11 protein-coding genes are annotated in these 15,745 nt (G+C 69.8%); 7 read left to right on the top strand and 4 right to left on the bottom strand.

Annotated features, from left to right (window positions below):
* The first annotated feature begins 6 nt into the window (after positions 1 to 6).
* Genes J7E96_RS07745 through J7E96_RS07735 form a run of 3 tightly spaced genes read left to right on the top strand, consistent with a single transcriptional unit; the run spans position 7 to position 2,470 of the window.
* Positions 7 to 615, top strand: a complete 609-nt coding sequence (locus J7E96_RS07745; protein WP_215129233.1) for an NADPH-dependent FMN reductase — start codon at positions 7 to 9, stop codon at positions 613 to 615.
* On the top strand, positions 612 to 2,216 hold the full coding sequence (locus tag J7E96_RS07740; RefSeq protein ID WP_215128830.1) for an acyl-CoA carboxylase subunit beta: 1,605 nt from the start codon (positions 612 to 614) through the stop codon (positions 2,214 to 2,216). The genes J7E96_RS07745 and J7E96_RS07740 overlap by 4 nt, the downstream gene beginning before the upstream one ends.
* A 29-nt stretch (positions 2,217 to 2,245) precedes the next feature.
* Positions 2,246 to 2,470: a hypothetical protein gene (locus tag J7E96_RS07735; protein ID WP_215128828.1), complete on the top strand. Its 225-nt coding sequence runs from the start codon at positions 2,246 to 2,248 to the stop codon at positions 2,468 to 2,470.
* On the opposite strand, the gene J7E96_RS07730 is transcribed toward J7E96_RS07735, so the two are convergent.
* Entirely contained in the window at positions 2,459 to 5,461 is a 3,003-nt protein-coding gene (locus tag J7E96_RS07730; RefSeq protein ID WP_251069543.1) for a LuxR family transcriptional regulator, read from the bottom strand. The genes J7E96_RS07735 and J7E96_RS07730 overlap by 12 nt on opposite strands.
* Positions 5,462 to 5,843: 382 nt before the next feature.
* On the opposite strand from J7E96_RS07730, the gene J7E96_RS07725 reads away from it, so the two are divergent.
* The 3 genes from J7E96_RS07725 to J7E96_RS07715 all read left to right on the top strand — a co-directional run bounded on the left by J7E96_RS07725 (position 5,844) and on the right by J7E96_RS07715 (position 9,229).
* Positions 5,844 to 6,926: a diiron oxygenase gene (locus J7E96_RS07725; RefSeq protein WP_308295869.1), complete on the top strand. Its 1,083-nt coding sequence runs from the start codon at positions 5,844 to 5,846 to the stop codon at positions 6,924 to 6,926.
* A 75-nt stretch (positions 6,927 to 7,001) separates the two neighbouring features.
* Entirely contained in the window at positions 7,002 to 8,474 is a 1,473-nt protein-coding gene (locus J7E96_RS07720) for an MFS transporter (protein ID WP_215128822.1), read from the top strand.
* Positions 8,471 to 9,229 carry an SDR family NAD(P)-dependent oxidoreductase gene (locus J7E96_RS07715; RefSeq protein ID WP_215128820.1) on the top strand — a complete coding sequence of 253 codons (759 nt, stop codon included), beginning with the start codon at positions 8,471 to 8,473 and terminating at the stop codon, positions 9,227 to 9,229. Before J7E96_RS07720 ends, J7E96_RS07715 begins: the two co-directional genes overlap by 4 nt.
* A gap of 11 nt (positions 9,230 to 9,240) precedes the next feature.
* Here the strand turns inward: J7E96_RS07715 and J7E96_RS07710 are convergent, their stop codons facing one another.
* The 3 genes from J7E96_RS07710 to J7E96_RS07700 are packed head-to-tail and all read right to left on the bottom strand — an operon-like array spanning position 9,241 to position 12,896.
* Positions 9,241 to 10,284 (bottom strand): ABC transporter ATP-binding protein, encoded by a 1,044-nt coding sequence (locus J7E96_RS07710; protein ID WP_215128818.1) that lies wholly within the window; start codon positions 10,282 to 10,284, stop codon positions 9,241 to 9,243.
* Positions 10,281 to 11,870, bottom strand: a complete 1,590-nt coding sequence (locus J7E96_RS07705) for an iron ABC transporter permease (RefSeq protein WP_215128816.1) — start codon at positions 11,868 to 11,870, stop codon at positions 10,281 to 10,283. Before J7E96_RS07705 ends, J7E96_RS07710 begins: the two co-directional genes overlap by 4 nt.
* Before the next feature lie 6 nt (positions 11,871 to 11,876).
* Positions 11,877 to 12,896 (bottom strand): iron ABC transporter substrate-binding protein, encoded by a 1,020-nt coding sequence (locus tag J7E96_RS07700; protein WP_215128814.1) that lies wholly within the window; start codon positions 12,894 to 12,896, stop codon positions 11,877 to 11,879.
* A 226-nt stretch (positions 12,897 to 13,122) separates the two neighbouring features.
* On the opposite strand from J7E96_RS07700, the gene J7E96_RS07695 reads away from it, so the two are divergent.
* On the top strand, positions 13,123 to 15,720 hold the full coding sequence (locus J7E96_RS07695) for an AMP-binding protein (protein ID WP_215128813.1): 2,598 nt from the start codon (positions 13,123 to 13,125) through the stop codon (positions 15,718 to 15,720).
* Positions 15,721 to 15,745: the final 25 nt, after the last annotated feature.

Here is a 15,745-nt window from a genome sequence, read left to right as displayed (position 1 = left end):
TTGGCCATGTGGCCGGGCGAGATGAAGCCATTGGTCGTCGGCATCGGCGGCACGGGACGACCTGGATCGACGACGGACAAGGCGCTGGCACTGGCGCTGCGGGGGGCGAGGGAGGCCGGTGCCCGGACCCGGCTCTTCGATGCCGGAACTCTCGGCGTACTGCCGCTCTTCCAGCCGCAGCGCAAAGAGCGCGGCGAGACCACCATCGCATTGCTGGACGCCCTTGCCCGCGCCGACGGCGTGCTGCTGGCCAGCCCCAGCTATCACGGCGGCGTCTCCGGTCTGGTCAAGAACGCGCTCGACTATCTGGAGGACCTCCGGGACGACCCCCGCCCCTATCTGGACGGGCGGGCGGTCGGCTGTGTGGTCACCGCCGCCGGGTGGCAGTCCGCCGGGACCACCCTGTGCGCGCTGCGGTCCATCGTGCACGCGCTGCGCGGCTGGCCGACCCCGCTGGGCGTCGCCCTGAACACGACCGAACATCCGCTGGCCCCGACCGGCATGGAGACCGGCGACCGATTCGAGACGCAGCTGCTGACCGTCGGCCGTCAAGTGACCGAATTCGCCATGGCGTTCGGTGGCTCGAGCGAAGCCATGGCGGGGGTAACCGGATGACCACGCAGAACGAGTCCGCATCCCAGCCGGCACGGGCCGTACGGCACACCACCGCGGAGCGCATCGAGGAGTACAGGGAGCGACAGCGGCTCGCACGCCGGCCCGGATCACCCCGGGCAGCGATGCGACAGCACGTACTGGGAAAGCACACCGCGCGCGAGCGCATCGAACTGCTCCTGGACGACGGTTCCTTCATGGAGACCGATCCGCTGGCCCGGCATCGCTCGGCCAACTTCGGCATCGACGGCCGACGCCCGGCCGGTGACGGCGTGATCACCGGCCTGGGAACCGTGGACGGCCGTCAGGTGTGCGTGTACGCCCAGGACGCGACCTCCTTCAACGGCAGCGTCGGTGAGGTGTTCGGGGAGAAGGTGGGCAAACTCCTCGACATCGCCATGCAGATCGGCTGCCCGGTGATCGGCATGAACGACTCGAGCGGCGCGCGGCTCCAGGAGGGTGTGCTGGCCCTCTCCGCGTACGGCAAGGTCGCCAGGCGGGTGGTCACCGCGTCGGGAATGATCCCGCAGATCTCGGTCATCATGGGGGTGTGCGCCGGGGGCGCGGTGTACACCCCGGCCGCGACCGACTTCATCGTCATGGTCGACCGTACCTCGCACATGTTCGTGACCGGCCCTGACGTGATCCGCTCGGTGACCGGCGAGACGGTGGGCCTGGAGGAGCTGGGCGGGGCGAGCGTCCATGCGCGGCGGACGGGCAACGCGCACTACATGGCGGCGGACGAGGAGGACGCCCTCGCGTACGTCAAGGACCTGTTGTCGTATCTCCCGAGCAACAACCTCACAGAGCCGCCGAGTTACCCGACATCCGTGGACGCGGCGGGCACGGCCGGCGATCTCGAGCTGGACTCCGTGATCCCGGACGTCTCCGAGCAGCCGTACGACATGCACCAGGTCATCGAACGGCTCGTGGACGACGGGGACCTGCTCGAGGTGCACCCGGAGTTCGCACAGAACATTCTGTGCGGGTTCGCCAGAATGGAGGGGCACACCATCGGCGTGGTGGCCAACCAGCCCCTCCACCTGGCGGGTTCGCTGGACATCGACGCCGCGGAGAAGGCCGCTCGGTTCGTCCGGTTCTGCGATGCGTTCGGTGTGCCGATCCTGACCCTGGTCGACGTCCCGGGCTTCCTGCCGGGGACGGTCCAGGAGTACGGGGGAATCATCCGCCGCGGCGCGAAGCTCGGATTCGCGTACATCGAATCCACCGTGCCCAAGATCACCGTCATCACCCGCAGGGCGTTCGGCGGCGGGTACGCGGTGATGGGCTCGAAGGAGCTGGGCGCGGACCTCTGCTTCGCCTGGCCGACCGCGGAGATCGGCGTGATGGGCGCCCGCGGCGGCGTCGACCTGCTCTTCCACCGCGATCTCGCCGCGTCCGACGACCCCGCCACGCTGGAACGCTCCCTCACCGAACAGTACGAGGAGACGCTTACCAGCCCCTACGCCGCGGCCGAACGCGGCTGCGTAGACGACATCATCGCGCCGTCCGAGACGCGGATTGCCGTGATCAAGGCGCTGCGCGCGCTGCGGAGCAAGCGGGTCGCGCCGCTGCCGAAGAAGCACAGCAATATTCCCCTCTGACACTCGACAGGACAGGAGTTGCTGATCTCATGGCAGACGAACGGGAGGAACTCAACGCCCAGCTGCGGACGCTCATCGGGATCTCCGCCGGGATCCCGCTGGGCCCGGGCATGGGTGTGCCCGAGGGCGAGGACAGCGCGGACGCGACCGTCGGCGACCAGGCCTGCCTGAGGTGCGGCCTGCCGGCCGGACACCTCGGGGAGGGCCCGGTCGGCAGGCCCGCCTCCCTGGCCCCCGCCGCGTCAGTCTCCTGAGGAGAATCCGGGCGGGGAGTCCGGGCCCCCACGGGTCACCATCGCGGCGACGGCCGCCCTGTTCGAGACGCCGAGTTTGGCGAAGACGTTCGACAGATGCATCTCCACAGTCTTCTCCGCGATATGCAGCCTCTTGGCGATCAGCCGGTTGGTCAGCCCGTCGCTCACGAGTGCGGCGATCTGCTGCTCCCGTCCCGTCAGGACCATCACGCTGCTCTCCGAGTCGGTATTCTTCGCGCGCGGAGCACGGGCGGCCAGCCGACGCCGCTCGACGCGGGCCTGGCGTGCCAGAGCGGAGGCCCCCAGCTGCTCGCAGGCCAGCTGGGTCGCCTTCAACTCCTGGGCGGATTCGTCGAATCGGCCGTCCTGCCACAGGGCGAGGCCCACGATCACGCGGGCGCGCAGCGCGTCGATCGCCCGGCCGGCCTCCTCCAGACCTGCCGCCGCCCGCTGCGCGGGAGCCAGCGCTCTTTCCGGGTTCTGACGGAGCAGCACCTGCGCCTCGGCCAGCGTCGCCAGCGCGATGCGGCCGGGTTGTTCCAGGAGGTCCGCCGCCCGCTTGGCGCGCTGCGCCCACTCCGCGGCCCGCCCCGGCCGGTCCGCGGCGAGTTCCGCCCGTACGAGTAACTCGTACCAGGCGATCCGGGAACCGGCGTCCGCGGTCGGCAGGTCGGCTCCGCCCGCCTCGCTCACCAGCGCCAGGCATCCCTCGTGGTCGCCGTTGAGCAGTCTGGCCTCACTCAGAACCCGCAGGGCCAGTGCCTCCTTCCAGCTGCTGGCCGAGTGCCGGGGCTGCAGCGTGGCGGCGAAGGAGCTCTGCAGGGCGCCGTCGAGATTGCCGAGCGCGATGTCCACATAGCCCTGCACCGCGTAGGCGTTGACCAGCTCTTCCGGGCTGTCCGTGCGCTCGGCGAGATAGACCGCGTGCTCGACGGCGATCCGCGCGTCGGCGAGTTTGCCCCGGTCCCGCAGTACGAACGCCTGCCCGGCCAGCAAGTGCGGCATGAACAGCCGGTATCCGCTGCGGGTGGCGAAGCCCACGCCCTTGTCGAAGTGCCGGAGCGCTTCGTCCCAGCGTTCGAGCAGCACCTCGCTCCAGCCGATCCAGATCACCGCGTCGAGGCTGTGGGCGAGTTCGCTGTCGAGCATCCCGTCCAGGATCGTGGTGGCCTGCCCGAGCAGCTCGTAGGCGAGCTCCGTGCACCCGTTGGCGGTGTTCGCCATGGCCATCAGGCCCAGGCAGGACGCCTGCAGGGGGCGGTGCCCGTGCCGCTCCACGACGGCCAGCGCCTCCTGTGCCCACTGGTAGCAGCCCAGTGGGTCGCCGCTGTGCAGCTGGCCGGCGGCTATCTCGAACTGGAGCGATGCGCGGACCAGGGCGTCCTCGCTGCCCAGCGCGTCCAGTTCCATGCGCAGCATGGCGTCCGTCTCCTCGCGGCCGCCGAGCAGCCGCTGCACCATCGCCGCGAAGGCCACGGCGCGGGCGTGGGCGGGCGCCGGATCCCTGGGCAGGATGCTCAGCGCCTCGTGCATGAGATCGCGGCACTCCTGCAGCTGGCCCGTTGCCCCGCGCGCTTCCGCGAGCTGGGTCATCATGCCGGCCCGCCGGCCCTCGAACCGGGGCTGTTGCGGCAGGGCGCGCAGCGCGGTGGTGAGCCAGGCCGATGCCGTGCCGGGGTCGGTGGAGGCCATGGCCTCGGCCGCTTCGGCGAGGACGTCGACCGCGGCGAGATCGCCGTGCTTGATCCACTGTTCCACGTGCGGGGCGCGCTCGACGGCGGAGGCGCCACGGGTGCACAGAGCCTCGTCGGCGCGCAGGTGCATGTCCACGCGCCAGCTCAGCTCGCTGTAGTTGTATACGGCCCGGTGGACCACCGGGTGCCGGAAGGCGAAGTACTGCCCGGGTACGACCGGGTGGACGAGGTCGCGCCGGATCAGCTCGCCGATGGTGTTCAGGACCGCGGTCTCGGTCCGGCCCAGCATCTGCGTGAGCAGCCCCGCCTCGAACTCGTGGCCGACGACGGCGGCGGCATCGATCACCTCCCTCATCTCCGGCCGGAGCGGCACCAATTCCTCGGTGTACCGGGCGTAATTCCCGAAGCGCGGGGTCTGGTTGAGCCGACCCAGGTCGTCGCGTGCGGTGAATACGGGCTCTTCGGAGATGAGCGCCTTCAGATACCCGGGGTTGCCGCGGCTCTCCCGGTAGAGGCGTTGACGGTTGATGGCGGTGGCCTCGCCGGCCAGTATCTGGCTTGCCTCCTCTTCGAGAAGTGGTTCAAGATGCACATGTTCGACGATCACCTGTTCGGATCGGCCCCGGAGGGCCGCCTGCAGTGAGGGCGTCGCCTGTCGATTTCGATACGCGATCACGAACAGCATGGGCGCCCGCGGCGGCCGGCGCAGCAGACTGCCGAGCAGTTCGACAGAGGCCTGATCGGCGGCGTGATAGTCGTCAAGGACGAGAACCAGCCGGGGCACGGACAGTTGCTCCAGAAATCCGCGTACGGAGCGGAAGCCGGTCCGCGCCATGGTCTTCACGGCATCTGCCGCGTGTTCTGCGTCGCAGTCCCTGGTCAGCCGGAGAGCGATTTTCAACTCCTCGCGCTGCGAGGGAGGAAGAGCCTCCACCGCCGTGCGCACGAGATCGTGCTGGTCGTCGAAAGCGTCGGAGAAAAGGCCGAATGGCGCGGTATCCTCTTGACGGTCCACCCTGCCGGTGAATACGTGGGAGTTCCCGGAACGCGCGATGGCGGCGAACTTCCCCAATACCGCACTCTTGCCGATTCCTGGGTCGCCCGTTATTTTGACAAGCCGGGCAACTGGCTGGCGCCCTCCTACCTGGCGGAGTGCGTCGCTCAGTGTCCGTAATACATCTCGCCGTCCGGCAAGAGTCTCTGATTGCGTGTGACTGGGCGCAGTCCCCGCTGTACCCCACACGTCTGAATCGGGTGAAATGGCATGCTGGCGCAGATTACGGCCGGTACGTGTCATCGCCCCCCCGTCGTCGCATCAGGACGCACGTCCGCGCTGGTGCGGACCGCTCCCCCGCGTGTCGCATATTGCGCCTTGCACACTAGCAGCAGGGTGGTCCATCGTGCAGATTATCGATGGTTATTGCATATTTGCATCCGCACGGTGAGGAGTTGACCTGAAACCTGCCACGAACGTTGGCTGATTCGCAGTTGCCGTGCCTGGAGAGCGATGGCGGACGGCTTGTTCATCGTGGCACCCCTGGCCCCTGGCCGGCTCCTGCCCAGGGTTATCCCCAATGCCTCGTGAGCCACCAGTGGACGAGACTTGGCGCGTACTTCCTCTTGACCTGTGTACTGCTGTGTCCGAAGTGCATGGGCTGTCGCCGTTTGGAGGAACGCCTGTGAGCACACGCATCTACGCACTCCCGGTCGAACAGACACGGTGGCAAGTGCCCAGCGGGGCAACGACGGTGTTCGACTGGGAATACGACGAGGGCCGCGACCGGCTGCTCGGCCTGTACGAGAAGGGCAAGCAGAAACAGTGGGACGCCGCCGAGCGGCTTGACTGGTCGATCGACGTCGACCTCAACAACCCCATGGGCGTGCCGGAACAGACCATTGCCATCTACGGATCCCGGGTATGGGACAAGCTCAGCCAGAAGGAAAAGGGTGTTGTCCGCCATCACCTTGCCTCGTGGCAGTTCTCGCAATTCCTGCACGGTGAGCAGGGTGCGCTGATCTGTTCCTCGAAGATCGTGCACACGGTGCCCGATCTTGATTCCAAGTTCTATGCGGCGACCCAGGTGATGGACGAGGCGCGTCACGTCGAAGTCTATTCTCGCTACCTCAGGGAAAAGCTGGAGCTCGCGTATCCGATCAATCCCAGTCTCAAGTCCATCCTCAACGACGTCATTTCCGACTCGCGCTGGGACATGACCTATCTGGGCATGCAGGTGCTCATCGAAGGACTGGCACTCGCGGCGTTCGGGCTGATCCGGGACAATGCCACGGAGCCGCTGGCCCAGGCGCTCAATACCTATGTGATGCAGGACGAGGCCCGGCATGTGGCATTCGGCCGGCTCGCGCTGCGCGAGTACTATCCGGAACTCACGCAGGCGGAACGGGACGAGCGTGAAGAGTTCTGCATCGAGGCCTGCTACCAGATGCAGGAGCGGTTCGTCGGCGAAGAGGTCTGGCGCAATCTCGACATCGACGCGGACGAATGCATCAAGTTCATGCGCGAGTCGGAGCACTTCCGTGCCTTCCGAAGCCACCTCTTCTCCCGCATTGTTCCGACGCTCAAGGACATCGGCCTCTTCGGAAAGAAGATGCAGCACGCGTTCGGCGAGATGGGCATCATCGGGTACGAGCATCACGACCTCGACGCACTCATGGAGCAGGACGAGAAGATCGCCACTGATCTCGACCGGGCCAGGATCGAGCAGGTCGAGAAAGTGATCACGCTGGGCGGCCCCGACGCCTGACCGCCGGTGCGCGGCCTCGTGTCTGAAGGCCGTAACCGGTCTGTAAACATCCAGTTTCCGCAGGAGTGCTGAATAGTGACGACGTCTGAACCCGCCAACAAGCGGCGGGGGTATCTCGCGGTGACGCTGACGGCGTCCGGGGGTACCTTCCTCGCGATGCTCGACTCCACCGTCACCAACCTGGCGGTGCCGGACCTGTCCAGGGACTTCCCCACCGCCTCGTTACCCGACCTCTCCTGGGTCATCAGCGCCTACGCGGTGATGTTCGCGGCGCTCCTGGTGCCGGCCGGACGGCTGTCGGACGTACTGGGGCGCAGGCGTCTGTTCCTCCTCGGCATCGGGATTTTCACCGCGGCCTCGCTGTTGTGCGGCATCGCGCCCAACCTGCCCGTGCTCATCGTCACCCGCGGGCTCCAGGGGATCGGCGCCGCCGCCATGATCCCGGCGTCGCTGGCGATTCTGCTCCTCGACGGGCCGGCGGACCAACGGGTGAAGTCCATCGGGCTGTGGAGCGCGGCCTCGGCGTTCGCCGCGGCGGTCGGTCCCAGCGTCGGCGGGGTGCTGGTCGACCTGTTCGGCTGGCGCTCGGTGTTCTACGTCAACCTCCCGTTCGGCATCCTGCTGATCTTCGCGGCGGTACGGCTCCTGCCCCGTCCCGCGGACTCGGGCAAGAAGCAGATTCCGGACCCGCTGGGCACGCTTCTGGTCGCTCTCGCGGTCGGCGCCACGACCCTGGGAGTCACCGAGGGCGGCTCCTGGGGCTGGTGGGACGCCAGGACGCTGGCCTGTCTCGTAGGCGGAGCCGCCGGCGGAGTCGTCGCCGTACTGCGTTCCAGGAAGCATCCGGCGCCGGCTCTCGAAGCGTCCCTGCTGGGCAATCGTTCCTTCGCCGTCACGAACGTGGTGTCGCTCCTGTACGGCATGGCGCAGTACCCCTGGCTGCTGGTCAGCGTGCTCTACCTGACGGGGTCCTGGCAGTACTCCGAGCTCAAGGCGGGCTTCGCCATGACACCGGGCGCGGTCGCCGCTTCCGTCGCCGCACTGGCCATGAGCCGGCTGGCTCCGAGGCTGGGCGGTCCGCGGGGCGCCACGCTGGCCGGGCTGACGGCCTTCGTGGCCTGCGGCCTCTGGATGGTCTTCGGGCTCACCGAAGACCCCTCCTTCCTCGCCTTCTGGCTGCCCGCGGGATGCCTGGTCGGCATCGGCATGGGCGCGTCCACCATGGGCACCTCGGCGTCGGCGGCGCTGAGCGCTCCGCCCACCCGGTTCGCCGCGGCCAGCGGTATGAACACCACCGCCCGGCAGTTCGGCGGCGCGCTGGGCATCGCCGCACTGGCGGTGATCATGCAGCAGAGCATGGGGGACGGGGGCGGCCGGGGCCTCGACCCGTATGCGCATGTCTTCGCCTTCTCCACCGTGGTAGCCGGCCTGGCCCTGGTCATCAGCGTGTTCTGGCTGCGCGTCGCTGTGCCGCCGCAGGCGCAGGCCGCCCCCGTGGCCAAGCCGCAGACGCCGTCGCCGACCGCTGAGGAACGGAGCCGAGGATGACCAACTCCGGCGAACGCGACGGCGCCCCACGGCCTACGGCACTGGTGACCGGCGGGAACAAGGGGCTCGGCAAGGAGGTGAGCCGCCGGCTCGCGGCAAGGGGGATGAGCGTTCTGCTCACCGCCCGGGACGAAGAACGCGGCAGAGCCGCGGCGGCCGAACTCGCGGCCGAGGGCGGCGACATCCGGTTCGCGCGGCTGGACGTGACCGAGGAGAAATCGGTCCGGTCGGTCGCCGAGCTCGTCGGCGCATCCTTCGGCCGCCTCGACATCCTCGTCAACAACGCGGGAGTCAACGGAGTGGTCCGGGGCGAACGCCGGACTCTCGACGAGATGTCCGTCGAGATGCTGAGGAGCACGCTCGAGACGAACTTCGTCGGAGCGTTCGCGCTCACACAGGCGTTGCTGCCGGCGCTGCGCACCGCCGGCGGCCGGGTGGTGAACGTAACCAGCGCGCTCGCCACCTTCGCGCGGACCACGGGAAGCGGCCCGGCGGGACGGGCCGACCTCATTGCGTACTGCGCCTCCAAAGTGGCGCTGAACATGACCTCGGTACTCCTGGCCGACCAGCTGAGGGAATGGGGTGTCACCGTCTGCGCGGTCTCTCCCGGATACGTAGCGACCGACATGAACAACTTCGCGGGCACGAAGACGGTTCAGGAAGGCGCGCGGACGATCGTCCACTTCGCCACCCTGGCCCCTGATGAGCTGCCCGACCGCGCCTTCCTCACGGAGGACGGTGTCGCGCCCTGGTGAGGGGACGGAACTCAGGGATGCAGCGTCGCCTCACCCGTGACGCGGATGCCGGTGCGCTGGCCCGGGCGTACGGACACAGGTCCGGCGACCCGGATGCCGACCGGGTCTCCCAGGCCGTCGACAGCGACGGTGACCATGGCGTCGTGACCGTAGTAGGCCACATCGGTCACGGTGCCCTGGGCGCTCTCCGACGCCCCCGCGCTTTCCGTGAGTTGGAGTTGCTCCGGGCGCAGCAGCACGGTGCCGTCGCGCCGGCCCCCGGCGGGTGCGGCGAGTGAGAGGCGGCCCAGCGCGGTCGCGGCCGTGTTTTCGTCAGCGGCGGCCGGGAGCAGCACGGCGTCGCCGACGAAGCGGGCCACCCAGGTGTCGGCGGGGCGGCGGTAGACCTCCTGGGGCGTGTCGCACTGGGCGACCCGTCCGTCCCGTACGACCGCTACCAGATCCGCCGTGGAGAGGGCTTCCTGCTGGTCGTGGGTGACCAGGACACCGGTGGCTCCGGTGGCGCGCAGGGCGGCTCGTACATCGGCCCTGACCCCTGCGCGCAGGGCGCTGTCGAGGGCGTTGAACGGCTCGTCCAGCAGGACCAGGGCGGGCGCCGGTGCCAGGGCGCGGGCGAGCGCGATGCGTTGCTGCTGGCCGCCGGACAGTTCGTGCGGCATGCGGTCGCCGTATCCGGCGAGGCCGACGAGTTCCAGCATCTCTTCCGTACGGCTGCGACGCTTGGTGCGGTCGAGGCCGGTGAGGCCGAAGGCGACGTTGCGGGCGACGCTCAAGTGCGGGAAGAGCGCGCCCTCTTGGGGCACGATGCCGACCCGGCGGCTCTCGGGAGGGAGATGCACTCCGGGGGAGGTCAGGGTGCGGCCGCCGACCGTGACGGTGCCCGCGTCGGCGCGCAGGAAGCCGGCGATGACGCGGAGCAAGGTGGTCTTGCCGCAGCCGGACGGGCCGAGTACGGCGGCCAGGGCGCCGCCGGGGACGTGCAGGTCGAGTCCGTCGAGGACCGTCGAGCCCGGGCCGTAGGCCTTGGACACGCCGGTGATCCGCAGATCGTTCATGTGCGGTGCCTCCCGAGGAGGTAGGAGGGGATGGCGGCGAGCAGGATCAGCGCCGCGGCGTACGGCGCGGCGGCGGCGAACGATCCGGTTCCCGTCTCGGTCCACAGACGGGTGGCGAGAGTGTCCATGCCGGTGGGGCGCAGGAGCAGCGTCGCCGGCAGTTCCTTCATGCATACGACGAAGGTCAGCGCGGCCCCGGCGGCGACACCTGGCGCGGCCAGCGGCACCGTGATCTCGCGCAGTACGCGCAGCGGACTGCGGCCGAGCGAGCGGGCGACGTCCTCCAGTACGGGCGGGGACTGGAGCACGGCGGCTCGCGTGGCGGCGACGGCGACCGGCAGGAACAGCACGGCGTACGCGCAGACCAGCAACGGGTACGCCTGGTAGAGCGGTTCGGCGTAACGGACCGCGAAGAAGACCAGGGAGAGGGCCACCGTGATGCCGGGGAGCGCGTGGCCCGCGTAGGCGGACTGTTCCAGCAGGTGTGCGGCGCGTCCCCGGTGGCGGGCGGCGATCACGCCCACGGGGAGGGCGAGCAGCGTGGTGAGCGCGGCGCCCGCGGCGGCGACGCCGAGGGTCGTGCCGGCGGTGTCGAGCAGCCGGGCGGGGTCCCAGGTCGCGGAGTTGCCGACGGCGAGCCAGTAGCCGAGCGTGGCCAGCGGAGTGACGACGGCGACGGCCGTGACCGCCCCGCACCAGGCCACCGCCGGTACGCGCCACCGGCCGAGGGCGGCCGGGACGGCCGGGCGCGCGGCGCCGGTACCCGTCCTGGCATGGCCCGCCCGGCCGCGCGTACGTGCCTCGGCGGCCACCAGGGCGATGGTCATCACCACCAGGACGACGCTGAGCGCGGCGGCCGGAGTGCGGTCGAAACTCGCCCGGTAGGAGGTGTAGATGCCGCGCGTGAAGGTGTCGTACCGCATCAGGGACACGGCGCCGAAGTCGGAGAGTACGTACAGCGCTACCAGCACCGCCCCCCCGGCCGCCGCCGGCCGCACCTGCGGCAGCGTGACGCGCAGGAAGGTCCGCAGCGGCCCGGCGCCGAGCGAGCGCGAGACCTCCTCCTGCGCCGGATCCGCGCCGCGCAGCGAGGCCGTGACGGGCAGGTAGACGTACGGGAAGCTCACCAGGGTCAGCGCGAGTGCCGACCCGGTGAAGCCGGCCAGCTCCGGGAAGGCGGACAGCCACGCGAACGCCGCGACGTAACTGGGCACCGCCAGCGGCAGTGTCACCAGCACGGACCATGCCCTGGCGCCGGGCAGAGCGGTCCGTACGGTCAGCCAGGCCAGCGAAATGCCCAGCAGCAGACAGGCCGTGACCACGACGGCGGCCAGACCCAGGCTCCGGCCGAGCAGTTCGGCCGTGCGCTCGTTCGCGACGACCTGCCACGCGAAGGCGGGGCCGCGCTCCAGGGAGCGGACCGCGAGATAGCCGAGCGGCAGCAGCGCGAACACCGCTGCCACGACGGCGGGTACGACGAGGACGGCGGGCGGGCGGCGCTCCGCGCTCAGCCGCCCCGCCGACGCGGGCGGGCGGGGCGGGAGGGCTGCCGGTCCCGCCGGTACGACGGGATCCGGAGCTGTCATGACGGCTCAGACCATCCCGACGTCCTGAAGCATCTTCAGGGTCTCCTGAAGTGATTCCAGCTTTCCGAGGTCGATCTTGGGGGCGTCGAGGGAGTCCAGCGGCGGCAGGTCCTTGACCGTGCTGGTCACACCGGCGGCCAGCGGGTATTCCTTGGTGTCCTCGGCGAAGTACGTCTGCGCCTTCTTGGAGAGCAGGAAGTCCACGGCCTTCTGCGCGGCCGCGGTCTGGTCGCTGCTCTTGAGGGTGCCGACTCCGGCCGCGTTGACGAGCGAACCCGGGTCGCCGCCGGGCAGGAAGTGAATCTTCGCGCCGACCTTGTCCTCGCCCTTCTCGGCGACCTGCTCGTACCAGTAGTAGTGGTTGACCAGGCCCAGGGCGACCTCGCCCTTGCCGACCGCCTCCAGCACCTTGAGGTTGTTCTCGTACACCTTCGGCTCGTTGGCCTTGAGGCCCTTGAGCCAGGTGCGGGTGGCGTCGTCGCCCTCCAGGACGCGCATGCCGGTGACGAAGGCATGGAAGGAGGCGTTGGTCGGGACGTATCCGACCTTGCCCTTCCACTCCGGCTTGGTCAGCTCGTGCACGCTGTCCGGCACCTTGGTGACCTGGCCGGGGTTGTACGCGAGGACGCGGACGCGTCCCGAGGTGCCGACCCAGTCGCCCGCACCGCCGCGGAACGACGGGTCCACCCGGTCCAGCGTCGACTGGGGGAGCTTCTTCAGCAGGCCCTTCGTGGAGAGGGCCCCGAGGGCTCCGGCGTCCTGGGAGAAGAACAGGCCGGCCTTGGTCTTGTCGCCCTCCTCCTGGATCTGGGCGGCCATTTCGGCGCTGTCGCCGTAGCGGACGGCGACCGTCGTGCCGATGGCCTTCTCCAGATCGTCCAGGAGCGGCTTGACCAGGTTCTCGTTGCGGCCGGAATAGATCACGAGGCCGGCGTCGTCCTCGGCGTTGCCGCAGCCCGCGACGGTGGCGAGGAGGGCCGCTGCCGCGCAGAACGCGGTCAGACGTCGGATCAAGGGGCGTCGCATGCGAAGCCTTTCTGCATGGCTGAAATCCGCCGCGCGGCGCGTCGTCGGGGACCTATAGATAAGGCAAACCTAACCTAAACGTCAAGAGTGACGTACGCAACGTTTCGGCAGCGTCGAGCGGGCGGCGGAGCCGACCTTACCTGTTCTTTATCTGTGCACCCGCAGTGGATCAGTTGTGACGTTTCTGTGACTATGCCCTGAGGTAAGCCTTTCCTAAGATGCGCTTGTGACAGCCCCTTCCGGCCTGCTCCCAGGCGCCCAGACCGTCCCGTTCGCCCGCGGCCTCGCGGCCCACGGCGACCGCACGGCCGTCATCACCGCCGACGGCCCGGTGTCCTACCGCGAGCTCGCCGCGCGGGTCGACGCGACCGCCCGCCGCCTCGGCCGGGAGCGGCGCCTGGTCCTGCTCGTCGCCGCCAACACCGTCGACGCCCTCGTCGTACACCTCGCGGCCCTGGCGGCGGGACACCCCGTCCTGCTGGTGCCGGGCGACCACCCCGAGGCCGTACGGTCACTGACCGAGGCGTACGACCCGGACGTCGTGGCGCACGCGGACGGCGGCGAATGGGTGCTCGACGAGCGGCGTGACGTCTCCGCGCACACCCTGCACCCGGACCTCGCACTGCTGCTGAGCACCTCCGGCTCGACCGGGTCGCCGAAGCTCGTCCGGCTCTCGCACGAGAACCTGCAGGCCAACGCGGAGTCCATAGCCGAGTACCTGGACATCCGGGACACCGACCGCGCCGCGACCACCCTGCCGATGCACTACTGCTACGGCCTCTCCGTCATCCACAGCCACCTCCTGCGCGGCGCCGCGGTGATCCTCACCGGCCTGTCCGTCACCGTCGCCTGCTTCTGGGAGCTGTTCCGCACCGCCCGCGGGTCGAGCCTCGCCGGCGTCCCGTACACCTTCGACCTGCTCGACCGCGTCGGCTTCGCCACGATGGACCTCCCGGACCTGCGCTACATCACCCAGGCGGGCGGCCGCCTGGCGCCCGAGCGGGTCGCGCGGTACGCCGCTCTGGGCCGCGCCGCCGGCTGGGAGCTCTTCGTGATGTACGGCCAGACCGAGGCCACGGCCCGCATGGCCTACCTGCCGCCGGACCTCGCGGCAACCCGCCCCGAGGCGGCCGGAATCGCGATCCCCGGAGGGTCCTTCCGGCTCCAGCCGCTGCCGGACTGGCCCGGCGAGTCCACCGGCGAGCTGGTGTACGCGGGACCCAACGTCATGCTCGGATACGCCGAAAGCCCGGAGGACCTCGGGACCGGCCGTACGGTCGACGAACTGCACACCGGGGACATCGCCCGGCGTACCCCCGACGGCCTGTACGAACTGGTCGGCCGGCGCAGCCGGTTCGCGAAGATCCTCGGCCTGCGCATCGACCCCCAGCAGGTCGAGGTCATGCTCGAAAGGCACGGCGTCACCTCCTGCTGCACCGCCGCCGACGACGCGCTCGCAGTGGCCGTCGCCGGCGATCCGGACACGGCCGACCCCGCCCGGATACGACGACTGGTGACCGCCGAATGCGGCCTGCCGGCGCGCGCCGTACGCGTCCGTGTGCTTCCCCAACTGCCCAGGCTCGCCACCGGAAAGCCCGACTACCGGGCGATACGCGAGCTGACCCGGCCTCCCGCGTCCGAGGCCCCTGCCGACGAGGCGGCATCCGTGCCGGCCGCTGTCGACCTGTGCCGGCTGTACGCGCAGATCCTCGACCGGGACGACGTCACCGAGAGCGGCAGCTTCGTCAGCCTCGGCGGCGATTCCCTTTCGTACGTCGAGATGTCACTCAACCTCGAAGGGCTGCTGGGGCGTCTGCCCGACAACTGGCACACGCTCCCCATCCGCGACCTTCAGCGGTTGTCGGCACAGCGGCCGGCCGAGGCGCGTCGCAGCACGCGCCGCCGCTCCCTGGAGACCGGCGTCGCCCTGCGGGCGGTGGCCATCGTGCTCATCGTCGGCTCCCACATCCACCTTTTCAACGTCAAGGGCGGCGCACATGTGCTGCTCGGCGTGGCGGGATACAACTTCGCCCGCTTCCAGCTCAGTTCAGCCGGACGTCGCGAGCGCCTGCGCAACATGGGGCGCAGTGTCGCGCGCATCGCCCTGCCGAGCATGGCCTGGCTCGCGCTGATGCTGCTCGTCACCGGCGACTACGGCTTCACCAGCGTCCTGCTGCTCACCAGCCTCCTCGGCCCCAACGACGGCTTCTGGTTCATCGAAGTCCTCCTCTACGTGCTGGCCGCCGTGGCGGCGCTGCTGGCCGTGCCCCTGATGGACCGCACCGAGCGGCGTTTCCCGTTCGCCCTCCCCGCCGGTCTGACGGCCCTGGGGCTGATCGGCCGCTACGACCTCTTCGGCCTCGACGCCCGGGGACACGTTCCGCTGGCGGTCACGGTCTTCTGGCTCTTCGCCCTGGGCTGGACCGCCGCGAGGGCGACCACGGTGGGGCAACGACTGCTGGTCAACGCCGCAGCCCTGGCGACCGTGCCCGGCTTCTTCAGCGGGGAGCCGTTCCGGGAGGCGGTCGTCATGGCCGGCCTGACGCTGCTGATCTGGGTACGGAACGTACCGAGCCTGGCCTCCGTCAACCGCGTCGCGGGCGTCCTCGCCGGCAGTTCCCTCTACATATACGTGACGCACTGGCAGGTCTTCCCGCGCCTGGAAGACCAGTTCGCGGTGGTGGCGACGATCGCCTCCCTCCTCGTCGGCATCGCGTACGCCGCACTGGCCACCCGCGTGATGCGGTGGCGGCCGTCCCCGCGCGCATGGCGTACGGCTCCGGCCGGCGCCGGGCACGACAGCGGGGCGAACCCCGTCCACTGAACGGGCGAAGGGGGCGAGCCGCCCG

The sequence above is a fragment of the Streptomyces sp. ISL-96 genome (assembly GCF_018614035.1).
Classification (GTDB): Bacteria; Actinomycetota; Actinomycetes; order Streptomycetales; family Streptomycetaceae; genus Streptomyces.
Note: the sequence above shows the minus strand (reverse complement) of the source record. Positions and strands in the feature narration are given on the sequence as shown.

Bases quoted from the DNA above. Each gene is read 5' to 3' on its own strand.
- J7E96_RS07710 (WP_215128818.1), bottom strand. From the start codon at position 10,284: ATGAACGATCTGCGGATCACCGGCGTGTCCAAGGCCTACGGCCCGGGC.
- J7E96_RS07730 (WP_251069543.1), bottom strand. From the start codon at position 5,461: ATGACACGTACCGGCCGTAATCTGCGCCAGCATGCCATTTCACCCGAT.
- J7E96_RS07740 (WP_215128830.1), top strand. From the start codon at position 612: ATGACCACGCAGAACGAGTCCGCATCCCAGCCGGCACGGGCCGTACGG.
- J7E96_RS07715 (WP_215128820.1), top strand. From the start codon at position 8,471: ATGACCAACTCCGGCGAACGCGACGGCGCCCCACGGCCTACGGCACTG.
- J7E96_RS07705 (WP_215128816.1), bottom strand. From the start codon at position 11,870: ATGACAGCTCCGGATCCCGTCGTACCGGCGGGACCGGCAGCCCTCCCG.
- J7E96_RS07745 (WP_215129233.1), top strand. From the start codon at position 7: ATGTGGCCGGGCGAGATGAAGCCATTGGTCGTCGGCATCGGCGGCACG.
- J7E96_RS07700 (WP_215128814.1), bottom strand. From the start codon at position 12,896: ATGCGACGCCCCTTGATCCGACGTCTGACCGCGTTCTGCGCGGCAGCG.
- J7E96_RS07735 (WP_215128828.1), top strand. From the start codon at position 2,246: ATGGCAGACGAACGGGAGGAACTCAACGCCCAGCTGCGGACGCTCATC.